The sequence below is a fragment of the Methylobacterium indicum genome, from assembly GCF_017347565.1.
Taxonomy (GTDB): Bacteria; Pseudomonadota; Alphaproteobacteria; order Rhizobiales; family Beijerinckiaceae; genus Methylobacterium; species Methylobacterium indicum.
The window spans coordinates 3,016,873-3,040,222 of sequence record NZ_AP024145.1 but is presented as its reverse complement, the minus strand read 5'-3'; the positions used below and the strand labels follow the sequence as shown (position 1 = coordinate 3,040,222).

At 71.7% G+C, this 23,350-nt stretch carries 15 protein-coding genes; 9 read left to right on the top strand and 6 right to left on the bottom strand.

Annotated elements, in window-relative coordinates:
• Positions 1-37 precede the first annotated feature (37 nt).
• Complete coding sequence (gene nth, locus miv_RS14230) at positions 38-853, bottom strand: endonuclease III (RefSeq protein WP_207183227.1); 816 nt, start codon at positions 851-853, stop codon at positions 38-40.
• A gap of 20 nt (positions 854-873) precedes the next feature.
• Here nth and miv_RS14225 point away from each other — a divergent pair, with 20 nt between their 5' ends.
• Positions 874-1,410 (top strand): DUF2244 domain-containing protein, encoded by a 537-nt coding sequence (locus miv_RS14225; protein WP_060849470.1) that lies wholly within the window; start codon positions 874-876, stop codon positions 1,408-1,410.
• Positions 1,411-1,581: 171 nt separating this feature from the next.
• Here the strand turns inward: miv_RS14225 and recD2 are convergent, their stop codons facing one another.
• The 3 genes from recD2 to miv_RS14210 form a co-directional block, all read right to left on the bottom strand.
• On the bottom strand, positions 1,582-3,861 hold the full coding sequence (recD2, locus tag miv_RS14220) for an SF1B family DNA helicase RecD2 (RefSeq protein WP_207183226.1): 2,280 nt from the start codon (positions 3,859-3,861) through the stop codon (positions 1,582-1,584).
• Between the two features lie 92 nt (positions 3,862-3,953).
• On the bottom strand, positions 3,954-4,787 hold the full coding sequence (locus miv_RS14215; RefSeq protein WP_207183225.1) for an FkbM family methyltransferase: 834 nt from the start codon (positions 4,785-4,787) through the stop codon (positions 3,954-3,956).
• 124 nt (positions 4,788-4,911) lie between these two features.
• Positions 4,912-5,553: a DedA family protein gene (locus tag miv_RS14210; protein ID WP_207183224.1), complete on the bottom strand. Its 642-nt coding sequence runs from the start codon at positions 5,551-5,553 to the stop codon at positions 4,912-4,914.
• Positions 5,554-5,899: 346 nt separating this feature from the next.
• Between miv_RS14210 and miv_RS14205 the strand changes: the two genes are divergently transcribed.
• From miv_RS14205 to miv_RS14170, 8 genes are all read left to right on the top strand, one after another.
• A complete protein-coding gene (locus miv_RS14205; RefSeq protein WP_207183223.1) occupies positions 5,900-7,276 on the top strand; it encodes an MdtA/MuxA family multidrug efflux RND transporter periplasmic adaptor subunit in 1,377 nt (458 codons plus the stop codon).
• A gap of 223 nt (positions 7,277-7,499) precedes the next feature.
• Entirely contained in the window at positions 7,500-10,619 is a 3,120-nt protein-coding gene (locus tag miv_RS14200; protein WP_207183222.1) for an MdtB/MuxB family multidrug efflux RND transporter permease subunit, read from the top strand.
• A 271-nt stretch (positions 10,620-10,890) separates the two neighbouring features.
• On the top strand, positions 10,891-14,172 hold the full coding sequence (locus miv_RS14195; protein ID WP_207183221.1) for an efflux RND transporter permease subunit: 3,282 nt from the start codon (positions 10,891-10,893) through the stop codon (positions 14,170-14,172).
• A gap of 347 nt (positions 14,173-14,519) precedes the next feature.
• Complete coding sequence (locus tag miv_RS14190) at positions 14,520-16,001, top strand: efflux transporter outer membrane subunit (RefSeq protein WP_207183220.1); 1,482 nt, start codon at positions 14,520-14,522, stop codon at positions 15,999-16,001.
• A gap of 351 nt (positions 16,002-16,352) precedes the next feature.
• Complete coding sequence (locus miv_RS14185; RefSeq protein ID WP_207183219.1) at positions 16,353-17,984, top strand: ABC transporter ATP-binding protein; 1,632 nt, start codon at positions 16,353-16,355, stop codon at positions 17,982-17,984.
• Positions 17,981-19,201 carry a phosphopentomutase gene (locus tag miv_RS14180; protein ID WP_207183218.1) on the top strand — a complete coding sequence of 407 codons (1,221 nt, stop codon included), beginning with the start codon at positions 17,981-17,983 and terminating at the stop codon, positions 19,199-19,201. The genes miv_RS14185 and miv_RS14180 overlap by 4 nt, the downstream gene beginning before the upstream one ends.
• Positions 19,202-19,235: 34 nt before the next feature.
• Entirely contained in the window at positions 19,236-20,597 is a 1,362-nt protein-coding gene (locus miv_RS14175; protein WP_207183217.1) for a cytochrome P450, read from the top strand.
• Positions 20,598-20,659: 62 nt separating this feature from the next.
• Entirely contained in the window at positions 20,660-21,298 is a 639-nt protein-coding gene (locus tag miv_RS14170; RefSeq protein ID WP_207183216.1) for a TetR/AcrR family transcriptional regulator, read from the top strand.
• Between the two features lie 197 nt (positions 21,299-21,495).
• Here the strand turns inward: miv_RS14170 and miv_RS14165 are convergent, their stop codons facing one another.
• Together miv_RS14165 and miv_RS14160 are read right to left on the bottom strand one after the other, a co-directional pair.
• Entirely contained in the window at positions 21,496-22,452 is a 957-nt protein-coding gene (locus miv_RS14165; protein WP_244749004.1) for a dihydrodipicolinate synthase family protein, read from the bottom strand.
• A 21-nt stretch (positions 22,453-22,473) separates the two neighbouring features.
• On the bottom strand, positions 22,474-23,259 hold the full coding sequence (locus miv_RS14160) for a FadR/GntR family transcriptional regulator (protein ID WP_207183215.1): 786 nt from the start codon (positions 23,257-23,259) through the stop codon (positions 22,474-22,476).
• Between the last annotated feature and the right edge of the window lie 91 nt (positions 23,260-23,350).

Genomic DNA, 23,350 nt, shown 5'->3' with positions numbered 1-23,350 from the left:
CAGATTCCCGGGCGCTGGAAAGCCGGGGCCGGGTGCGTCAGCCCGGCCCGGGGGTCTTGTCGGGGAAGCGGCACAGGTCGGCGATCGGGCAGCGCCAGCATTCGGGCTTTCGGGCCTTGCAGACGTAGCGCCCGTGCAGGATCAGCCAGTGGTGGGCGTTGAGGCGGTAGGGCTCGGGCACGATCGCCTCCAGCCCGGCCTGCACCTTGTCGGTGGTCGAGCCGGGCGCGAGCGGCACCCGGTTCGAGACCCGGAAGATGTGGGTGTCGACCGCGATGGTCGGTTCGCCGAAGGCGACGTTGAGCACCACGCTGGCGGTCTTCTTGCCGACGCCGGGCAGCACCTCCAGGTGCGCGCGCTCCCGCGGCACCGCGCCGCCATGCTCCTCGATCAGGATGCGCGAGAGCGCGATGACGTTCTTGGCCTTGGTGTTGAACAGCCCGATCGTGCGGATGTGGTGGCGCACCGTCTCCTCGCCGAGCGCCAGCATCGCTGCCGGGTTGTCGGCTTTGGCGAAGAGCGGCGCGGTGGCGATGTTCACGCTCTTGTCGGTCGCCTGGGCCGACAGCACCACCGCGACGAGCAGCGTGTAGGGGTTGAGGTATTCGAGGTCGGAGCGCGGCTCGGGGTTGGCGGCGCTCAAGCGGGCGAAGATCTCCCTGAGCGTCGCCGCATCGACCGGCTCCGGCGTGGACGTGCGGGCGGTGAGCGGTTTGACGAGCGCCGCCTTGACGGAAGCTCCCTTGGCGGGGGCTCCTTTGGCGGGAGCTGCTTTGGCAGCCGCCGACGCGGCGCGCCTCGCCCCGGCGGGTGCGGTGATTTGGTCGGGGGCGGCCTGCTTTCGGCGAGTCATGGGTGCCTTATATGGGGCACATGGCGAGCGGCAAGGCACCCGACGACGCAAGGACGCGGCACCCCTACGGGCGCGACCCGGACGCGATCGAGCGCCCGGTCTATTCCGCGACCATCCGGCCGCATTGCTCGCTGTCGCGCCTCGGCTTCCGGGTCGTGATGGTGTTCTGCGGCGGCGTCGCCCTGGTGACGGGGATCGCGTTCCTGCAGATGGGAATGTGGCCGGTCACCGGCTTCTTCGGCCTCGACATCGCGGCGCTCTGGCTGGCACTCACCCTCAACGCCCGCCGCGGCCGCTCCTTCGAGGAGGTGGTGATCAGCCAGATTGAGGTGCTGGTCGCCCGGGTCAGCCATCGCGGCGAGCGGGCCGAGTGGCGCTTCAACCCGCTCTGGACCCGCCTGCACAAGGTCGAGGACGACGAGTACGGCCTCATGTCGCTCGCCTTCGTCTCGCGCGGCCAGCGGGTGCTCGTCGCCCGCGACGCCTCGCCGACCGAGCGCCAGGTGGTGGCCGACGGGCTGACGCGGGCGCTCGCCGAGGTGAAGAAGGGGTATTAGCGCCCGGTTTTTTGTGGCGCCCCTTTCCCGGACGACTGGAGCGGCAGCGGAAGGAGATCCGGGATCCAGAGGAGGTGTGCCGCGAAGCGGCTCTGTCTGCTGCACCGTTGCAGACATCCGGACGCTTCGCGAGGTCTCGTGCTGGTTCCCGGATCTCCTTCCGCTGACGCTTCAGTCGTCCGGGAAAGGGGAGGGGCTTGGCAGACCGGGCTGGCGCCGAGCATGACCCGGGCGCTTCTTGACCGGCTGCCGCAGCCACTCCGCCAGCTTGGTGAACCGCGGCTTCACCCCACCCCGCACCGCGATCGCCACCGCGCGGGACTGCGCCACCAGCACCACCAGCCGCTTGCCCCGGGTCACGCCCGTATAGAGCAGGTTGCGGGCGAGCATCGTGTAGTGCTGCATCGCCACCGGGATCACCACGGCGGGGTATTCCGAGCCCTGCGACTTGTGGATCGTGACCGCGTAGGCGGGGCTCAGGGCGTCGAGCTCGCCGAACGGCCAGGCCACCTCGCGCAGGACCACGGCGCGCGACGCCGCATCGCGCTCCTCGAAGCCCGCGACCAGGATTTCCTCCTCGGGATCGACCCGCAGCACCACCCCAAGATCGCCGTTGAAGACCTCGCGGTCGTAGTCGTTCTGGCCCACCATCACCCGGTCGCCGGGAGCGAAGACCCAGCCGAAGCGCTCGACCGAGACCGGGGGGTCGGGGTTCAGCACCCGCTGGAGCGCCTGGTTGAGGTGGCGGCTGCCGAGCGCCCCGCGGGTCATCGGGCAGAGCACCTGCACGTCCTTGACCGGATCGAGGCCGAAGCGGCGCGGGATGCGGCGGGTGACGATCTCGACGAGCGTCTCGGCCCCGGCCTCGGGATCGTCGATCTTCACCACGAAGAAGTCGCCGTCGGGCGTGTCGGCGCCCTCCGGCATCTGCCCGGCATTGATCCGGTGGGCGCCCGTGACGATCCGGCTCTCGGCGGCTTGGCGGAAGACCTCGGTCAGGCGCACCACCGCGACGCGGCCCGAATCGATCACGTCGGCGAGCACCCGGCCGGGCCCGACCGAGGGCAGCTGGTCGACGTCGCCGACGAGCCAGAGCGCGGCGTGGCGCGGCAGGGCCCGGGTCAGCGCGTTCATCAGGGGAACGTCGATCATCGACGCCTCGTCCAGCACCAGGAGGTCGCAGGCGAGGGGGGAATGCTCGTTCCTTTGGAAGCCGCCGTGCTGCGGGTCGATCTCGAGCAGGCGGTGGATGGTCCTGGCCTCGCGCCCGGTCTGCTCGGTCATGCGCTTGGCCGCCCGGCCGGTGGGGGCGGCGAGCAGCACCCCGGCCCCCGCCGCGTCGAGCACGCGCAGGAGTGCGGCGAGCGTGCTGGTCTTGCCGACGCCGGGGCCGCCGGTCATCACCGCGACCTTGGCGGCGAGCAGCGTCGCGGCCGCCGCCCGTTGCGAGGGCGAGAGCGGCCGGCCGGTCTCGGCTTCCACGCTCGCGAGGGCGGCCCCCGCATCGATCTCGTCCCAGGGCAGGGGCGCGTCGTCGAGGGCGATCAGCCGCTCGGCGATCGCGGATTCGGCCGCGTGCAGGCCGCGCAGGAACAGGTGCGGCACGCCGGCAATCGTGTCCATCACCACCGACTCGCCGCCGATCTCCTCGACGAGGGCTGTGCGGAGCAGGCTCGCATCGACCGCCAGCAGTTCGGCGGCGCGGGCGACGAGGTCGGGCACCGGCAGGGCGCAGTGGCCGTCGTCCATCGCCGCCTGGAGCGCGTAGGCGAGGCCGGCGCGCAGGCGCTCGGGCGCCGTCGGCAGGAGGCCGAGCCTGCCCGCGATGGCGTCGGCGGTGCGAAAGCCGATGCCGCGCACGTCGCGGGCGAGCCGGTACGGGTCCTCGGTCATCACCGCGACCGACTCGCTGCCGTAGGTCCTGTAGATCCTGACCGCCCGGGCGGTGCCGACGCCGTGGGCGTGGAGAAACACCATGATCTCCCGCACCGCCTTGTGCTCGGCAAAGGCGGCCGTGATCCGCGCGGCGCGCGTCGGGCCGATGCCGGCGACCTCGGTCAGGCGCTGGGGTGCTTCCTCGATCACCGCGAAGGTCTCGGCCCCGAAGGCCGCGACGATGCGCTTGGCCATCTCCGGGCCGATGCCGCGCATCTGGCCCGAGGCGAGGTAGCGGCCGATGCCCTCGACGCCGGTGGGCGGGGCCGCCGCGAGCGTGTCGGCGCGGAACTGTAGGCCGTGCTCGCGGTCGCTGACCCAGGCGCCGGTCGCGGTCACCCACTCGCCCGCCGCCACCGCGGGCGCGTGCCCGATCACCGCCACGAGGTCGCGCCGCCCCCGCGCCTTGACCTTCAGGACGCAGAACCCGCTCTCGGCATTGTGGAAGGTGACGCGCTCGATCGACCCGGCGAGGGTGTCGGGGGAGCGGGAGGGCGGGGGAGCGGTACGGGCCATCGGCCCTCGTGGGATCGGGACGGGCCGTCGGCCCTCGTGGGATCGGGACGGGCCGTCGGCCCTCGTGGGATCGGGACGGAGCGCGGGGGCCGCTACCCCTCCCGCTCGAAGATCAGGTTCAGGCGGGTCTGGGCGATGCGGCGGTAGCCGTGCTGCGTAAGGAGCGCCGACAGGTCGGTCTGCCACAGGTCGGTGCCGTCCTCGATGACGAGGAGGCGCGGCAGCAGGGACGGGGGCGCCTGGCGCAGGAACGGCTCGAGGATCAGGTCCTCGGCGCCCTCGACGTCGAGCTTGACCGCGTCGATGCGGGTCAGGCCCTCGCCGCGCACGAGGTCGAGGAGCGGCACCGCCGGCACCCGGATCGAGGCGCCCTCGTTGGTGCCGACCACCTTCAGGCTCGACTCGCCGCGGTTGCGCGGATCGACGAACAGGGTCATGTCGCCGGCCTTGTCGGCCACCGCACAGGCCACCGCCTTGATCGAGCCGAACGGGTTCTGGGCGATGTTGAAGGCGAGCTTGTCGAAGATGTCGGGCTGCGGCTCCACCGCCAGGATCCGCGCCCCGGGCCCGGCGAGCGCCGCCACGAACAGCGCGTAGGCGCCGACATTCGCCCCGATGTCGAGGAAGACGCAGTCCGGCCCGATCCGGCCGGCGAGGAGCTTGCGCTCGAGCGGGTCGAAGAACTGCGGGGTGAAGAGCACCTTCTTCTCGCAGTTGTTGTTGTAGGGGTGCAGGCGCATCCGCGCGCCGTAGCGCTCGACGTCGAGGGGCCGGCCGCGCAGGAGCCGGATGGCGGTGCGGCGCAGGAGCAGGGCGAGGCGCCGGGCGCCCCAGTGGTCGTCGGGCAGGCGCTCGGTGCGCGAGAGGATCCAGCGCACGAGCCCGGCGGGCGCGTAGGTGCCGAAGGGGTGGGTTGCCTGTGTCATCGTGCCGGGTTCGGGCCGCGGGCGGCCGCCCCGCGCGGGGCGCGGGGCTGGTGGAAACGGTCGGCGCCCCTCATGCCACCCGGTCGGTCGGGCGGCAATGATCGGGGTCGGGCCGGGATCGGGGTCAGGCGAGAGGGCCGGGGATCGCCCGCTCGGCCTCGAGGGTCAGCCGCTCCTCGTGCCGGCGCACGAACAGCCACAGCGCGATGCCGCCGAACACCACGACGGCGAGGAGCCCGAGGCCGATCGGGCCGGCGATGTGCTCGATCGAGCGGCCGCCCCAGTAGGCGCCGAAACCCATGAGCGAGGCCCAGGCGATGCCCCCGGCGGCGTTGAACAGGAAGAAGCGGCGGGCGTCGAACTGGTTCACTCCGGCGAGCAGGGCCGCGTAGGCGCGCAGCATCGCGGTGAAGCGCCCGAAGAACACGATCTTGCCGCCGTGGCGCCGGAAGAGATACTGGCCGAGCTTGAGCCGGCGGTGGTCGAGGGCGATCTTGGACCCGTGCCGGAGCAGCAGCGGCATGCCCCAGCGCCGGCCGACCCAGTAGCCGACATTGTCGCCGATGATCGCCGCGAGGGACGCCGCCAGCACCACGAGGCCGATGTTCAGCCGGCCGGTGGAGCCCGCATAGACGGCGGCCGAGATCAGGGCGGTCTCGCCCGGCATCGGCACGCCGGCGCTCTCCAGGGTGATGACGACGAAGATCGCCCAGTACCCGTATTGCGAGATCAGGTCGGCGACCGGCAGGTCGTGGAGGAAGTGCATCGTTTCGTAACCGTGGACGATCGGGGCGGCGGCGTGCCGCGCCCCATGATGGAGACATCCGTGGGCGGGTTTAAGCGAGGGGATCGTGGCCCTTCGAGGGCGGTCCCACCGGGGCAACGCTCGGGTGGCGTTCAGCAATCGTGACGCAACATCGCCGTCGTACTGGCGACGCATTGCCGTGCGGACTTGAGCCCGGGGCGTTCGCGAGCGGCGGGCGCACCGCTTCGGAGGCGACGTGCCGCAGGCCGCCGACGCACGGCCCGTACGACATGAAGGGTGTCGGGACAGCGTGCCGCGCAGGTACTGGACAGTCGTGTGTTGGGGTGAGTCCGGGTAATCCAGGTCGATGAACGAATTGTCTCCCATCCGGACCGACGATGCCGTCGAGTCGCCGCGCCGTCGGCGGGGCCGCGGGCCGCTCTGGCTCCTGGTGCTGCTGGCGCTCGCCGCCGGCGGCTACTGGGCCTATCGCACCTATCTCCCCGACGGCTTCCGGAAGGCCGAGACGCAGCAGGCCGGCACCGGCCGGCGCGGCGGGCGCCGCGGCGCGGGCGGGGAGGGGCCGCAGGCGGTCGGTATCGCCACCGTCCAGAAGGGCGACATGCCGGTGGTGCTCTCGGGGCTCGGCACCGTGACGCCGCTCGCCACCGTGACGATCCGCTCGCAGGTGAGCGGTTACCTGACCCAGATCGGCTTTCGCGAGGGCCAGACCGTCAAGGCCGGCGACTTCCTGGCCCAGATCGACGTGCGCCCCTACGAGGCGCTGCTGGCGCAGTATCAGGGCCAGCTCCTGCGCGACCAGGCCTTGTTGCAGAATGCCCGCCTGGATCTGGCCCGCTACCAGACCCTGAACCGGCAGGATTCGATCTCGAAGCAGAACGTCGACACGCAGGCCGCGACCGTCAAGCAGTACGAGGGCATCGTCGCCTCCGACCAGGCCCAGATCGACCAGCAGAAGCTCAACATCAGCTACGGCCGCATCACCGCGCCGGTCGAGGGCCGGGTCGGCCTGCGCCAGATCGACCAGGGCAACTACGTCACCGCCGCCTCGACCGGCATCGTCGTGGTGACGCAGCTCCACCCGATCTCGGTGATCTTCACCCTGCCGGAGACCGTGCTGTCGCGGGTGATGGACCGCCTGCGGGCCGGCGCCACCCTGCCGGTGCGGGTCTTCGACCGCTCGGACACGACCGAGATCGCGCGGGGCAACCTCGACACCGTCGACAACCAGATCGACGTCACCACCGGCACGGTGAAGCTGCGGGCGCTGTTCCCGAACAAGGACGACCGGCTGTTTCCCAACCAGTTCGTCAATGCCCGGCTCGACGTCGACACCGTGCGCGACGCGGCGCTCGTGCCGGCCGCCGCCGTGCTGCGGGGCACGCCGGGCACCTACGTCTATCTGCTGACGGGCGAGGACAAGGTCGCGGTGCGCCCGATCGAGATCGGCGAGAGCGACGGGGTGCGCACCGTCGTCACCAAGGGTCTCGCCGTCGGCGACCGGGTGGTGGTCGACGGGACCGACCGGCTCAAGGACGGGGCGCAGGTGCGGGTGACCGGCGGGCGGCCCGAGACGGCGGCCGGGCCCAAGCCGGAGGCCGCGAAGCCGGCGGACGGGGAGGGCACGGCTGCCCCGGCGCGCCAGGAGGGACAGCGCCAGGAGGGACAGCGTCCCGAGGGCGAACGCCCGCATCGCCGCCGGCAGCAGAGCCAGAACCCGTGATGACGTGGCACGCCGCTATGAATCCTCCCCCCTCTGCGGGGGAGGGTGCCCGGCAGAGCCGGGCGGGAGAGAGGAACCACGTTTCCGAATATGGCGGCACCGTTCTGACGGGCGCCTCCTGGATCAGTGTCGCGCTGCCCCTCTCCCGGCTCACTGCGTTCGCCACCCTCCCCCGCAGAGGGGGGAGGGTTCATAGCGGCGCGCCTTTTGACGAGGCGTTCCGATGAACCCCTCCCGCCTGTTCATCCTGCGCCCGGTCGCGACCACGCTCCTGATGCTGGCGATCCTGCTCGTCGGCATGATCTCCTATTTCAACCTGCCGCTCTCGGCGCTTCCGTCCGTCGATTACCCCACGATCCAGGTCCAGACCTTCTATCCCGGCGCCAGCCCCGAGGTGATGACCTCGGCGGTGACGGCGCCGCTGGAGCGGCAGTTCGGCCAGCTCGCCAACCTCAACCAGATGACGTCGCAGTCCTCGGCCGGGGCCTCCGTCATCACGCTCCAGTTCAACCTCGATCTCGGCATCGACATCGCCACCCAAGAGGTTCAGGCCGCCATCAACGCCGCCGGCAACCTGCTGCCGGGCGACCTGCCGGCCCCGCCGGTCTACGCCAAGGTGAATCCGGCCGACGCGCCGATCCTGACGCTCGCGCTCACCTCCAGGACCCTGGCGCTGACGCAGGTGCGCGACCTCGCCGAGACGCGGCTGGCGCAGAAGATCAGCCAGGTCTCGGGCGTCGGCCTCGTCTCGATGGCGGGCGGGCAGCGGCCGGCGGTGCGGGTGCGGTTCAACGCCTCGGCGCTGGCGGCCTACGGCCTCAACATCGACGATTTGCGCACCACCATCAACAACCTCAACGTCAACACCCCGAAGGGCTCGATCGACGGGCCGACCCAGTCCTTCACCATCAACGCCAACGACCAGATCCGCGATCCCGGCGCCTATCGCGACGCGGTGATCGCGTATCGCAACGGCGCGCCGGTGCGGCTCTCGGCGGTGGCCGAGGTGGTGGAGGGGGCTGAGAACACCCAGCTCGGCGCCTGGATGGACACCACGCCCGCGGTGATCCTCAACATCCAGCGCCAGCCCGGCGCCAACGTCATCGCGGTGGTCGACCGGATCAAGGCGCTGCTGCCCCAGCTCCAGGCGACCCTGCCGGCGGCGATCCAGGTCACCCCGCTCACCGACCGCACGGTGACGATCCGCGCCTCGGTCGAGGACGTGCAGTTCGAATTGCTGCTCGCCATCGCGCTGGTGGTGCTGGTGATCTTCCTCTTTCTGCGCTCGCTGCCCGCCACCCTGATCCCGAGCCTGTCGGTGCCGCTCTCGCTCGTCGGGGCGCTGTCGGTGATGGACCTGTGGGGCTTCTCCCTCGACAACCTGTCGCTGATGGCGCTCACCATCGCGACCGGCTTCGTGGTGGACGATGCGATCGTCGTCATCGAGAACATCGCCCGCCACGTCGAGGAGGGCGACAGCCCGATGGAGGCGGCCCTCAAGGGCTCGCGCGAGATCGGCTTCACCATCATCTCGCTCACCGTGTCGCTGCTGGCGGTGCTGATCCCGCTGCTGTTCATGGGCGAGGTGGTGGGGCGCCTGTTTCACGAATTCGCCATCACGCTCGCCGCCACCATCGTGATCTCGGGAATCGTCTCGCTGACCCTCGTGCCGATGTTGTGCGCGCGGCTGCTCCGCCACGAGGCCCCCCAGGCCCGCGCCGCCGGGCGGATCTCCAATGCCGGGCGCCGGCTGATGGAGGGCGGCATCGCCTTCTACGGCCGGACCTTGCGGGGCGTCCTCGCCCACCAGTGGCTGACGCTGCTGGTCGCGATCGGCACCCTCGTGCTGACCATCTACATGTACGTCGTGATCCCGAAGGGCTTCTTCCCGGTCCAGGATACCGGGCTGATCCAGGGCATCACCCAGGCCGACCAGACCGTCTCGTACAGCGCCATGGCCGAACGCCAGCAGCGCCTGGCGGAAGAAATCCTCAAGGACCCGGACGTGGTCAGCCTGTCGTCGTTCATCGGCGTCGACGGGCAGAACGTGACGCTCAATTCCGGCCGCTTCCTCATCAACCTGCGCCCGCGGGAAGAGCGGGCGGAGAATGCGGGCGCGATCATCCGGCGGATCAATGCCCGGGTGGCCGACGTGCCGGGCATCGCCTTGTTCATGCAGCCGGTCCAGGACCTCACCATCGACACGGCGGTGAGCGCCACCCAGTACCAGTTCATCCTGGAGAATCCGGACCCCGCCGCCTTCGACACCTGGGTCCCGCGCCTCGTCGACCGCTTGAAGCAGATCCCCGACCTTGCCGACGTCGCGAGCGACCGGCAGGCGAGCGGCTTGGCGGCCTACATCACCATCGACCGCGCGACGGCGGGCCGCTACGGCATCACCCCGGCTTCCGTGGACAACGCGCTCTACGACGCCTTCGGCCAGCGCATCATCTCGACGATCTTCACCCAGTCGAACCAGTACCGGGTGATCCTGGAGGCCGATCCGGCGCTGCACCGGACGCTGGACTCGCTCCAGCGGATCTACCTGCCGTCCTCCACGGCCTCGAACGGTCAGGTGCCGCTCACCGCCATCGCCCAGGTGAGCGAGCGCCGCGCGCCGCTGCTCATCAGCCATCTCGGCCAGTTCCCGGCGACCACGATCTCGTTCAACCTCGCGCCCGGCGCCTCGCTGGGTCCGGCGGTGGCGGCGATCAAGGCGGCGGAGCGGGAGATGGGCATGCCCGACAGCTTCCGGCTGATCTTCCAGGGCTCGGCGCTGGCCTTCCAGGCCTCCCTCGACAACACCCTCTTTCTGGTCCTCGCCGCGATCGTCACGGTCTACATCGTGCTGGGCGTGCTCTACGAGAGCTTCGTCCACCCGATCACGATCCTGTCGACCCTGCCCTCGGCCGGCATCGGGGCGCTGGCCGGGCTGATGCTGTTCAACCACGACCTCGACATCATCGGCATCATCGGCATCGTTCTCCTGATCGGCATCGTGAAGAAGAACGCCATCATGATGATCGACTTCGCGCTCCAGGCCGAGCGCGAGGAGGGGATGACTCCGCGGGACGCGATCTACGAGGCCTGCATCCTGCGCTTCCGCCCGATCCTGATGACGACCTTCGCGGCACTGTTCGCCGCGATTCCGCTGATCCTCGGGACGGGGACCGGCTCGGAGCTACGCCAGCCGCTCGGCCTCTCGATCGCCGGCGGCTTGATCGTGAGCCAGATCCTGACGCTCTACACGACACCGGTGATCTACCTCGCCTTCGACCGGCTGGGGCGGCGCCTCTCCGGACGACGCGACAGCGGGCTCGCCCCCGGGGAGGCGGTGCCGTGAGGGTCGCGACGGCCGAACAAATTTCCACTTTCGGTCGCGCGCATCCCCTCTCCCCGCGGGCGGGGAGAGGGCTGCTGACCCCTTGTCGGGTCAGCAGCGAGGCGGTAGCCGAAGGTGAGGGGGTGTCTCCGGATGAGACTCTTCCGGCACCACCCCCTCACCCTCGCTCCGGCTTCGCCTGCGCTCACTTCACCCCCGACGAGGGGGGTGAAGTCCTCTCCCCGCCCGCGGGGAGAGGGGAAAGCCTGCGTCGAGCCCCCGGGGCCCGCCCGTGAACCTCTCCGCCCCCTTCATCCTGCGCCCGGTCGCCACCACGCTCCTCACCCTCGGCGTGCTGCTCGCCGGGCTGTTCGCCTTCGTGCGGCTGCCGGTGGCGCCGCTGCCGCAGATCGATTTCCCGACCATCCTGGTCCAGGCCTCGATGCCCGGCGCCAGCCCCGACACCATGGCGACGACCGTGGCCGCGCCGCTCGAACGGCGGCTCGGCCAGATCGCCGATGTCGACCAGATGACCTCGACGAGTTCCGTCGGGCAGACCCGGATCGTGCTGCAATTCGGGCTCGACCGGGACATCAACGGCGCCGCCCGCGACGTGCAGGCGGCGATCAACGCCGCGCGGGCCGACCTGCCGACCGCGCTCCGCACCAACCCCACTTACCGCAAGTTCAACCCGGCCGATGCGCCGATCCTGATCCTCGGCCTGACCTCGAAGACGCTGAGCCCCGGCGCGCTCTACGATTCCGCCGCGACGGTGCTCGCCCAGAAGCTGTCGCAGCTCGAAGGGATCGGCAACGTCGACATCGGCGGCTCGTCGCTGCCGGCGGTGCGGGTCGAGCTCGATCCGAACGCCCTGTTCCATTACGGCATCGGGCTCGAGGGCATCCGCGCGGCGCTCGCCAGCGCCAACGCCAACTCGCCGAAAGGCGCGATCGAGGCCGGCGAGCGGCGCTACCAGCTCTACGCCAACGACCAGGGCCGCAAGGCCGCCGACTACCAGGACATCGTGGTGGCCTACCGCAACGGGGCCGGCGTGCGCCTGCGCGACGTCGGCCAGGTGGTCGACGGCGTCGAGGACCGGCGCAACCTCGGCCTCGTCAACGGCCGGCGCGGCGTGCTCCTGATCGTCTACAAGCAGCCCGGCGGCAACGTGGTCGAGACCATCGACCGGCTGAAGGAGGCGCTGCCGCAGCTCAAGGCGGCGCTCCCGGGCGATACCGAACTGATCGTCACCGGCGACCGCTCGCTCACCATCCGGGCGTCATTGGCGGAGGCCGAGCGCACGCTGATCATCTCGGTCGGCCTCGTCATCCTGGTGGTGTTCGGCTTCCTGCGCTCCGCCCGCGCGACGCTGATCCCGGCCGTCGCCGTGCCGATCTCGCTGGTGGGCACCTTCGCCGCCATGTGGCTGTGCAGCTACAGCCTCGACAACATCTCGCTGATGGCGCTGATCATCGCGGCGGGCTTCGTCGTCGACGACGCGATCGTGGTGCTGGAAAATATCCAGCGCCACATCGAGGACGGGCGCTCGCGGGTCGAGGCGGCGTTGCTCGGGGCCCGCGAGGTCGGGTTCACGGTCCTGTCGATGAGCCTGTCGCTGATCGCGGTCTTCCTGCCGATCCTGCTGGCAGGCGGCATCATCGGGCGGTTCTTCCAGGAATTCGCCGTCGTCCTGTCGTTGGCGATCCTGATCTCGCTGGTCGTCTCGCTCACCACCACGCCGATGATGTGCGCGCGCTTCCTCAAGCCCGAGATGCACGGCGCCCGGCCGGGCCCGGTGGCGCGGATCCTCGAAGGGGCGTTCTCGGGCCTTCTGTCGGGCTATCGCGTCACCCTCGACTGGGCGCTCCGCCACGGCGTCATCGTGATGCTGGTGCTACTCGGCGCGGTGGTGCTCAACGTCTATCTCTACGTGATCGTGCCGAAGGGGTTCTTTCCCCAGCAGGATACCGGCCAGATGATCGGCGGCATCCAGGCCGACCAGCGCATCTCGTTCCAGGCGATGAGCGCCAAGCTCCGGCGCGCCACCGCCATCGTCCAGGCCGATCCGGCGGTGGAGAGCGTCGTCGGCTTCACCGGCGGGCGCGGCACCAACTCGGCCAACGTGTTCGTGGGCCTCAAACCCCTCGGCCAGCGCGACCCGATCAGCGACGTGATGACCCGCCTGCGGCCGAAGCTCGCCGCGATTCCCGGCGCCCGGCTCTACCTGTTTCCGCGCCAGGACTTTTCCGTCGGCGGGCGCCAGAGCTTCTCGCAGTACCAGTACACGCTGCAGGGCGACACCAGCGAGGAACTCTACACCTGGACCCCGAAACTGCTGGAAGCCTTGCAGAAGGACCCGACCTTCACCGACGTGACCTCGGACCAGCAGCAGGGCGGCCTGGAGACGCGCCTCGTCATCGACCGGCCGACCGCCTTCCGCTACGGCCTGACCCCGGACCAGATCGACAACACCCTCTACGACGCCTTCGGCCAGCGCCAGGTCTCGACGATCTACAACCCGCTGAACCAGTACCACGTCGTGATGGAGATCGCGCCGCGCTACCTCGACAACCCCGAGACGCTGAAGATGATCTACGTCTCGACCTCGGGCGCGCGAGCCCGCGGCTCGGCCACCACCAACGCGGTCGCCGGGACCGTCGCCAGCGCCGCCACGGCGAGCACGGACGCGACCAGCGCCGCCGCGGTGGCGACCGATTCGGCCCGCAACGCCGCCACCAACGCCATCGCGTCGTCCGGCCGCTCCAGCGCCTCGTCGAGCGCGGCCGTCAGCAGCGCCAAGGAGACGATGGTGCCGCTCTCGGCCTTCGCGAGCTTCGACACCGGCTCGACCCCGGTCCAGGTCAGCCACCAGGGGCTGTTCGTCGCCACCACGCTGTCGTTCAATCTGGCTCCCGGCAAGAGCCTGAGCGACGCCACCGCGGCGATCGACGCGCATATGCGCGACCTGCGGATGCCCGCCACCATCCACGGGGAATTCGCCGGTGCGGCCAAGAGCTTCCAGTCCTCGTCCTCGCGCCAGCCGCTGCTGATCCTGGCGGCCCTGCTCGCGGTCTACGCGGTGCTCGGCATCCTGTACGAGAGCTGGGTGCATCCGCTCACCATCCTCTCCACCCTGCCCTCGGCGGGGATCGGGGCGATCCTCGCCCTGATGCTGGCAGGCGAGGAGTTCGGGGTGATCGCGCTCATCGCCGTCATCCTGCTCATCGGCATCGTGAAGAAGAACGCCATCATGATGATCGACTTCGCGCTCGACGCCGAGCGCACCCGGTCCTTGAGCCCGCGGGAGTCGATCCGCGAAGCCTGCCTCTTGCGCTTCCGCCCGATCATGATGACAACCCTGGCCGCGCTGCTCGGCGCGCTGCCGCTGATCTTCGACGGCGGCGAGGGCTCGGAGCTGCGCCGTCCCCTCGGCATCGCCATCGTGGGCGGCCTGATCGTGAGCCAGATCCTGACCCTCTACACCACCCCCGTCGTCTACCTGTACCTCGACCGGTTCCGGCTCTGGGTCGGTCGCCGCCGGGGCTCCGCCACGCGGGCGCTGCCGGCCGAATGACCTTCTCCACCGATTTCATTGCCCAGATCGATGCCGCCTCGCCGAACCCGCCCCCCTCTGCGGGGGAGTGTCCGGGGAACGGAAACGGCGCGGGTTTCCCCTCTCCCCGCGGGCGGGGAGAGGCCTTCACCCCCCTTGTCGGGGGTGAAGGAAGCCCGCAGGGCGAGGGTGAGGGGGTATTTCCGGAGGAGTCTCACTGGTCGAGACCCCCTCACCCTCGCTCCGGCTACGCCTGCGCTCACTTCATCGACGACAAGGTCGATGAAGTCCTCTCCCCGCCCGCGGGGAGAGGAGATTTCTTGCGCTATACTTTTTTTCAAACAGCCCTTCGCAGAGGGGGGAGGGTCATGGGCGGCGCCTCGTACCTCGCGGCGGCGATCGTCCTTCCCCTGGCCCTCGCCGGCTGCCTCGTCGGCCCCGACTATTCCCGCCCCACCGTCGAGACCCCGCCCGCCTTCAAGGAGGGCGGCGCCCGACCGATGCCGCCGCGCAACTGGCGGCCGATCCGGCCCCGGGACGAGATCGACCGCGGCGACTGGTGGCGGGTCTTTCGCGACCCGACCCTCGACCGGCTGATCCGCCTGATCGACGTCGACAACCAGAACCTGCGCGCCCAGGTCGCCGCCTACCGGCAGGCCCGCGCCCTGGTGCAGGAGGCCCGCGCCCAGCTGTTCCCGACGGCGCTCGGCGCCCCCTCGATCAGCCGCGCCAGCACCGGCGGGGTCGAGCGCACGGTCCTGACGCTGCAAGGCTCGGCGACCTGGGAGCCCGACCTGTTCGGCCGCGTCCGCCGCACGATCGAGAGCGACGTCGCCGCCGCCCAGGCCAGCGCCGCCGACATCGCCTCGGTGCGCCTCGCCTTGCAGACGCAGCTCGCGACCGCCTATTACCAGCTGCGCTACCAGGAATCCTTGCAGCGCCTGCTCGAGCGCACCGCCCAGGCCTACCAGCGCTCGCTCGACATCGCGCAGAACCAGTACGCTGCCGGCGTCGCCGCCCGCTCCGACGTCATCACCGCCCAGACCCAGCTCCAGACCACCCAGGCCAACGCCATCGCGGTCGGGCTGCAACGGGCGAACCTCGAACACGCCATCGCGACCCTGATCGGCCGCCCGCCCTCCGAGGTGTCGCTCGCCCGCGGCAGCCTGCCGTCGAGCCCGCCCGCCGTGCCGGTCAAGCTGCCCTCCGACCTGCTGGAGCGCCGGCCCGACGTGGCGCTGGCCGAGCGGACCGTGCAGGCCCAGAGCGCCCAGATCGGCGTGGCGGTCGCGGCGTTCTATCCCACCGTCACCCTGTCGGCGAGCGGCGGCATCGCGGGCGATCCGGCCCGCACCTTCTTCTCGGCCGCCAACACGTTCTGGTCGGTGGCGGCCTCCGGCAGCCAGGTGCTGTTCGACGGCGGCGCCCGCACCGCCGCCCTCCAGGCCGTCGAGGCGGCCTACGACGCGGCGGTCGCCAATTACCGCCAGACCGTGCTCACCGCCTTCCAGCAGGTCGAGAACGGCCTCGCCGGCCAGCGCATCCTCGCCCGCCAGCAGGGCGCGCAGGACCTCGCGGTGCAATCCTCGCGCCGGGCGGTCGAGATCGCGCTCAACGAGTACCGGGCCGGCACCCAGAACTACACCACCGTCGTCACCGCCCAGGCGCTGGAACTCAACAACGAGGTCACGGCGCTCCAGGTCCGGCTCAACCGCTTCACCACCGCGGTGTCGCTGATCGGCGCGATCGGCGGCGGCTGGGACACCCGGAGCCTGCCGTCCGGCGAAGAATTGAAGCAGTTCCAGCCCCTGCCGATCGACAGCGGCCAGGCGCCGCGGGTGGATGAGTGAGAGGGGGTCCGCCCGATCTGTGTCGAGACCAATAAAGCTCGGGTTCTCTCCTCTCCCCGCGGGCGGGGAGAGGCCTTCGCCCCCCTCGTCGGGGGTGAAGGAAGCCCGAAGGGCGAGGGTGAGGGGGTGTTGCCGGAGGAGCCTCATCCTGAGACACCCCCTCACCCTCGCTTCGGCTGCGCCTCCGCTCACTTCATCGACGACAAGGTCGATGAAGTCCTCTCCCCGCCCGCGGGGAGAGGGGTTTCCGGCGATTTACCTTTTCCGGACCGCTCCACCGCCCCGGTTCCCGCCCGCCCGCGAATGGCCTAAACCGGTCCACCGGCGCGCCGCCGCCCTACATCCGAGCCGATGACCGACCCGCTCCTCTCCGTCCAGGACCTCTCCGTCGCCTTCCGCCAGGGCGGGCGCGAGACCCGCGCCGTCGATCGCGTCTCCTTCGCCATCGCGCCCGGGGAGACCGTGGCCCTCGTCGGCGAATCGGGCTCCGGCAAGTCGGTGACCGCGCTCTCGATCCTGCGCCTCGTCGACGGCGCGGTGCCGGAGGGGCGGATCCTGTTCAAGGACCGCGACCTCCTCACCCTCTCCGAGCCGGAGATGCGCGGGATCCGCGGCGCCGACATCACCATGGTGTTCCAGGAGCCGATGACCTCCTTGAACCCGCTCCACCGCATCGCCGAGCAGGTCGGCGAGGTGTTGCGGCTGCACAAGGGCAAGGATCAGCCAATGAGCGGCGAGGCGGCCCGCGCCCGCACCCTCGAGCTTCTGACCCTCGTCGGCATCCGCGACGCCGAGCGGCGGCTCGGCGCCTATCCGCACGAACTCTCCGGCGGGCAGCGCCAGCGGGTGATGATCGCCATGGCGCTCGCCTGCGAGCCCGACCTGCTGGTGGCCGACGAGCCGACGACGGCGCTCGACGTCACCGTCCAGGCCCAGATCCTGTCGCTGCTCGCCGACCTGAAATCGCGGCTCGGCATGGCGATGCTGTTCATCACCCACGATCTCGGCATCGTGCGCCGCGTCGCCGACCGGGTCTGCGTGATGCTGCAAGGCCGCATCGTCGAGACCGGCCCGGTCGCGGAGGTCTTTGCCGATCCGCAGCACGACTACACCAAGCGCCTGCTCGCCGCCGAGCCGCGGGGCCGCGGCAACCCGGTGCCGGACGGGGCGCCGATCCTGGTCGAGGCCGGGCCGATCCGGGTGCATTTCCCGATCAAGACCGGGCTCCTCCGGCGCACCACCGGCCACGTCAAGGCGGTGGACGGGGTGAGCGTGAGCGTGCGCGAGGGCGAGACCGTCGGGGTGGTGGGCGAATCCGGCTCCGGCAAGACCACGCTCGGCCTCGCCATCCTGCGCCTCATCGCCTCGCAGGGGCCGGTGGTCTATCTCGGCCGGCGCATCGACGGGCTCTCGTCGGGCGCGATGCGGCCCCTGCGGCGCGAGATGCAGGTGGTGTTCCAGGACCCCTACGGCTCGCTCTCGCCCCGGATGTCGGTGGCCGAGATCGTCGCCGAGGGGCTCGAGGTCCAGGGCAAGGGCCGCAGCGACGCCGAGCGCCGGGAGATCGTCGCCCGGGCGCTCGCCGATGTCGGGCTCGATCCGGCCGCCATGGACCGCTATCCCCACGAATTCTCCGGCGGCCAGCGCCAGCGCATCGCGATCGCCCGCGCCATGGCGCTCGATCCGCGCTTCGTCGTCCTCGACGAGCCGACCTCGGCGCTGGACATGTCGGTCCAGGCCCAGATCGTCGAGCTCCTGCGCGAGCTCCAGGCCCGGCGCGGCCTCGGCTACCTGTTCATCAGCCACGACCTCAAGGTGGTCCGCGCGCTCGCCAACCGGGTGATGGTGATGCAGGGCGGCCAGGTGGTGGAGGAGGGCGCGGCGGACGAGATCTTTTCCGCGCCCCGCACCGCCTACACCCGGGCCCTGTTCGCCGCCGCCTTCGACCTCGCGGCGGCCCCCGCCGGGGCGGTGAGCGAATGACCCGGGCGCTCCTCATCGTCCTCGATTCCGTCGGCATCGGCGGCGCGCCGGATGCCGCCGCCTTCGGCGACACGGGCGCCGACACGCTCGGCCATATCGCGGAGGCCTGCGCGGCGGGACGCGGCGACCGGGCGCCCTTGCGCGCCGGCCCCCTGCACCTGCCCCACCTCGCCGGCCTCGGCCTCGGCCTCGCCGCGCAAGGCGCGAGCGGCCGGATGCCGCCGGGCCTCGCGCCGGCCGGATCGATCGCGGGCGCTCACGGCCACGCGGTCGAGAGCGCGCAAGGCAAGGACACGGTGTCGGGTCATTGGGAGATCGCCGGCGTGCCGGTGGATTTTTCCTGGGGCCACTTCCCGGCGACGCGGCCGGCCTTCCCGCCCGAGCTGGTGCAGGCGCTGATCGCGGAGGCCGGGCTGCCGGGCATCCTCGGGGATTGCCACGCCGCCGGCACGGCGATCATCGACGAGCTGGGGGCCGAGCACGTCCGGACGGGCAAGCCGATCTGCTACACCTCGGTCGACAGCGTTTTTCAGATCGCCGCCCACGAGGCGGCGTTCGGGCTCGACCGGCTCCATGCCCTCTGCGCCATCGCCCGGCGCCTGTGCGACCCCTACCGGATCGGTCGGGTCATCGCCCGGCCCTTCACCGGCGACGACACCTCGGGCTTCACCCGCACCGCGAACCGGCGCGACTACGCCGTGCCGCCGCCCGCCGACACGCTGCTCGACCGGCTCGACGCCGCCGGACGGACGGTGGTGAGCGTCGGCAAGATCGGCGACATCTTCGCCCACCGGGCGACCGGCCGGGAGGTCAAGCCCGGCGGCAACGATGCCTGCCTGACCGCGGCCCTCGACGCGCTGACCGGCCTGCCCGATGGCGGGTTCGTCTTCGCCAACCTCGTCGAGTTCGACACCGAATACGGCCACCGCCGCGACGTGCCGGGCTACGCCGCCGCGCTCGAACGCTTCGACGCCAGGATCCCGGAGATCCGGGCGGCGCTCGGGCCCGGCGATCTCTGCCTCGTCACCGCCGACCACGGCAACGACCCGACCTGGACCGGCACCGACCACACCCGCGAGCAGGTGCCGGTGCTGCTGTTCGGGCCCGACGTGACGCCCGGCCCCCTCGGCCGGATGGGCTTCGCCGCGATCGGCCAGCGGATCGCGGAGCATCTCGGGCTGCCGGAAGGATTGGCGGAAGCGGGGCCGGTCGCGTAAGCCTCCGGGGAGAGACCACCGGAGACGCCCATCCGTGACCCTGACGGCCGCCCCAGAGGCTCACGCGCCGCCGGTGCCGGACCTCGCCGAGCGGGTCGGCTGGCTCGGGCTTCTCGGCGCGTTCCGGCGCAACACCCTGGAGGCGTTTCCCCGCGCCTGCCTCGACGCGCCGGTGGTGACGATCCCGCTGCCCGGCGGCCGGATGGTGCTGCTCTCGACGCCGGCCGGCGCCCGCCATGTCCTGCTCTCGGCCGCCGACGAGTTCGTGCGCCTGCCCGCCGGCCGGCGGGTGCTCGGGCCGATCGCCGGGCGCGGCCTGGTGCTCGCCGACGGCGAGGCCTGGCGCCACCAGCGCCGGGTGCTGGCCCCCGCCTTCACGCCCCGCACCCTGCCGCTCATGCTGCGCTTCGTCGCCCGCAGCGCCGAGGATTCCTGCCGCCGGCTGGAGGCGGGCCTCGGCGCTTCCGTCGACCTGCGGGGCGAGATGCAGCGCGTCGCCCTCGATATCGCCACGACCTCGATGTTCTCCCTCGAGACCGGTCCCCTCGGGGCGGAGATCCGGGACCTGATCTCGGGCTATCTCGGCCGGCTCGGCCGGCCGACGATCTCTGACTTCCTGCTGCCGCCGGGCTGGCCGACCCCGTCGAGCCCGCGCCGGGCGCTGTTTCGCCGCCGCTGGCTGGCAACCGTGCGGGCGGTGCTGGCGGCGCGGCGCGCGCAAGGGACGCGCCACGACGCGCCGCGGGACCTGTTCGACCTCCTCGACGCGGCGCATGGCGACGCCCCGGGCGGGCTGCTCGCCGACGAGATCGGCACGCTGATCGTCGCCGGCCACGAGACCACCGCCTCGACCCTGTTCTGGGCCTGCACGCTGCTCGCCCGCGCGCCGTCGGTGCAGGATGCGCTCGCCGCGGAGGCGGCAGGCCTCGACCTCACCGAGGCGGGCGCCGCCGATTCCCTGCCGCAGCTTCGCCTCGCCCGCGCCGTGGCGCAGGAGGCGCTGCGGCTCTATCCCCCGGTCTACGTGATCGCGCGCCGCGCCGCGCAGGCGAGCACGGTCGAGGGCGTCACGATCCCGGCCGGCAGCATCGTGATGATCCCGACCTGGATCCTGCACCGCAACCCGCGCTGGTGGGACCGGCCGGCGGCCTTCGATCCCGGCCGCTTCCTCGACCGTCCGGAGCCGGACCGCTTCCTCTACCTGCCCTTCGGCGCCGGTCCCCGGATCTGCATCGGGGCGCAGCTGGCGCTGGCCGAGGCGACCCTGGTCCTGGCGCGGCTGATGCGCGACGTCCGCCTCGCCCTCGACGGCGAGCGGCCGGTCCTGCCGGTGGCGACGACGACCGTGCGGCCGGACCATGTGCCGCTGTTCCGTCTCGGGCGGCGCGCCGGCTGAAAATGCTCTATGGGCTTCTCGGGTCGGCCCCGCGGGAGCCGAAGGCAGAGAGTAACGACACGGTGCGACCCTGGCGCAGCGACCCGTCCGACCGGCGCGGCTACCATCACGGCAACCTCAAGGAGGCGCTGATCGAGGCCGCGCGCCGCTTCATCGCGGAGCGGGGGATCGGCGGGTTCACCCTGGTCGATGCGGCGCGCCTCGTCGGCGTCTCGCCGGCGGCGCTCTACCGCCACTTCCGCGGCCGCGAGGCGCTGCTGGAGGAGGTGGCCGAGCGCGGCTTCACCGAGCTGGCCGCGCGTCTGGCCCGGGCCCTGCGCGGCCCCGGCACGCCGCTCGAGCGCTTCACCCGGATGGGCGAGGCCTACCTGACCTTCGCCGAGGAGGAGCCGGGCTACTACGCGGCGATCTTCGAGGCCCGGCCCGTCGGCCCCGACGGCTGCAAGCCGGCCCCGGCGCCGCGGGACCGCGACGCCTTCGAGCTCCTGGTCGAGGCCCTGCGGACGACCTTCCCGGACGGGTTCTCGGCCGGCGTCGATCCGCGCTTCGTCGCCCTCGAGGTCTGGGCGCTCTCCCACGGCATCGCCACGCTCGCCGCCGCCGGCCGGCTGCCGACGGGCCCCGGCCTGCCGACCAAGCACGACCTCCTGCGCGCCGGCGTCGTCGCCATGGTGCACGGAGCGACCGCGCGGGCGGGGTAGGGGCTCGGGCAAGGTCCTCTTCCGATTCTCTACGGAATCGATACCCACACCGTCATCCCGGGGCTCGTCGAAGACGAGAACCCGGGATGACGGTGGAGGCTGTCGGCCCGGTCGGGCCGACCGAACTCAAGGTCACCCTCGAACCGCCCGGGCGGTCGCCCTCGCCGCGGCGCAGCCGGGAAAGCCCCCGGGCGCCGTCACCGCCCCCAGCGCAGCACCGCCGCATCGAGGCTCCGGGCGATCTCGATCAGGCCGGCCCGGGTCGCCGGGTGGGGCAGCTCGAGCGGGGCGCGCACGGCGTCCGAGCGGATGATGCCGCCCTCCTTCATCAGGATCTTGGCGGCGGCGAGCCCGGTCTGGCGGTTCTCGTAGTTGATGAGCGGCAGCCAGCGGCCATAGGCCTGCACCGCCTCGTCGCGCCGCCCGGCGAGGTAGGGGTCGAGGATCTGGCGGATGCCGTCGGGATAGCCGCCGCCGGTCATCGCCCCGGTGGCGCCGGCATCGAGGTCGGCCAGCAGGGTGATCGCCTCCTCGCCATCCCACGGCCCCTCGATCGCGTCGCCGCCGAGTTCGAGCAGCGTGCGCAGCTTGGCCGCCGCCTGCGCCGTCTCGATCTTGAAGTACGAGACGTTCTCGACCTCGCGGGCGAGCCGCGCCAGGAAGGCCGCCGAGAGGGTGGTGCCCGAGACCGGCGCGTCCTGGATCATGATCGGGATCGAGATCGCGTCGGAGACGGCCTGGAAGAACCGTTCGATGCCGGCCTCCGTCACCCGGATCGTCGCCCCGTGATAGGGCGGCATGATCATCACCATGGCGGCCCCCAGTTCCTGCGCGCGGCGCGAGCGCTCGGCGCAGATGTGGGTGGCGAAATGCGTGGTGGTGACGATCACCGGCACCCGGCCGGCGACGTGCGCGAGCACCGCCGTCATCACCTCGTCGCGCTCGGCATCGGTGAGGACGAACTGCTCGGAGAAGTTGGCGAGGATGCACAGGCCGTGGGAGCCCGCCTCGATCATGAAGTCGATCGCCCGGCGCTGCCCGTCGAGGTCGAGGGTGCCGTCCTCGTGGAAGATCGTCGGGGCGACCGGAAAGACGCCGCGATAGGGGCGGGGCGCGGGAGCCATCTGTGCGGTCGTCATCTGTGCGGTCGTCATGGCGTTTCCTCCGGGGTTCGGTCAGGCCGCGGCGCCGTGGCGGCGCAGGCCGTTATGGATGACGCGGCGGACGGCCTCCGCCGCGCCCGCCGGGTCGCGGTCGGCGATGGCCGCCACGATGGCGGCGTGGGCGGCAAGCGTGGCCTCGCGCTCCGCCGCCTCGACGGGGGCGCTGAGCTGGAACGAGGCGCGCAACGCCACCTCGATCACCCCGCCGATCGAGCGCATGAACGGGTTGCCGGAGGCGACCGCGATCGCGACGTGGAGGGCGAGATCGCCCTCGGCGAAGCCGGCGGAATCCGAGGCCTCGCGGCGCATCCGCGCCAGGCCCGCCTCCAGGGCGGCGAGGTCGTCCGGGCCCCGGCGCTTGGCGGCCAAGGCCGCCGCCGCCGGCTCGACGGCGAGGCGGATCTCCGCGAGGTCGCGCAGGAAGCGCCGGTCGATGCCGGCCTCCAGGTGCCAGGCCAGCACGTCGGCGTCGAACATGTTCCAGGCCGCGCGCTCGCGCACCACCGTGCCGACCCGGGCCTTGGTGGTCAGGAGCCCCTTGGCGGCGAGCGTCTTGACGCTCTCGCGCAGGACCGGCCGCGACACCCCGAAGGCGGCGAGCAGCTCGCCGTCCCCGGGCAGCCGGGCCCCCGCCGGATAGCGGCCGGCGATGATCGCGGTGCCGAGGCTGCGCGCCACCTCGGCGTGGTTCGACCGGGCGCGCCCGGCCGGGATCACCACCAGACCGGTCCCCGCCGGCGCGTCGCCGGCGGCCCGGACGGGATCCGCGGCGCGGGAGGTGGCGAAGGGGGTGCGCATCCGGGACCGGGCTCGTCCGACAGGGCGCCCCCGCGGCGCCGGCCGGCCCGTTACAGCACGGGGCCGCCCGGCTGAAAAGTCATACTGTTTG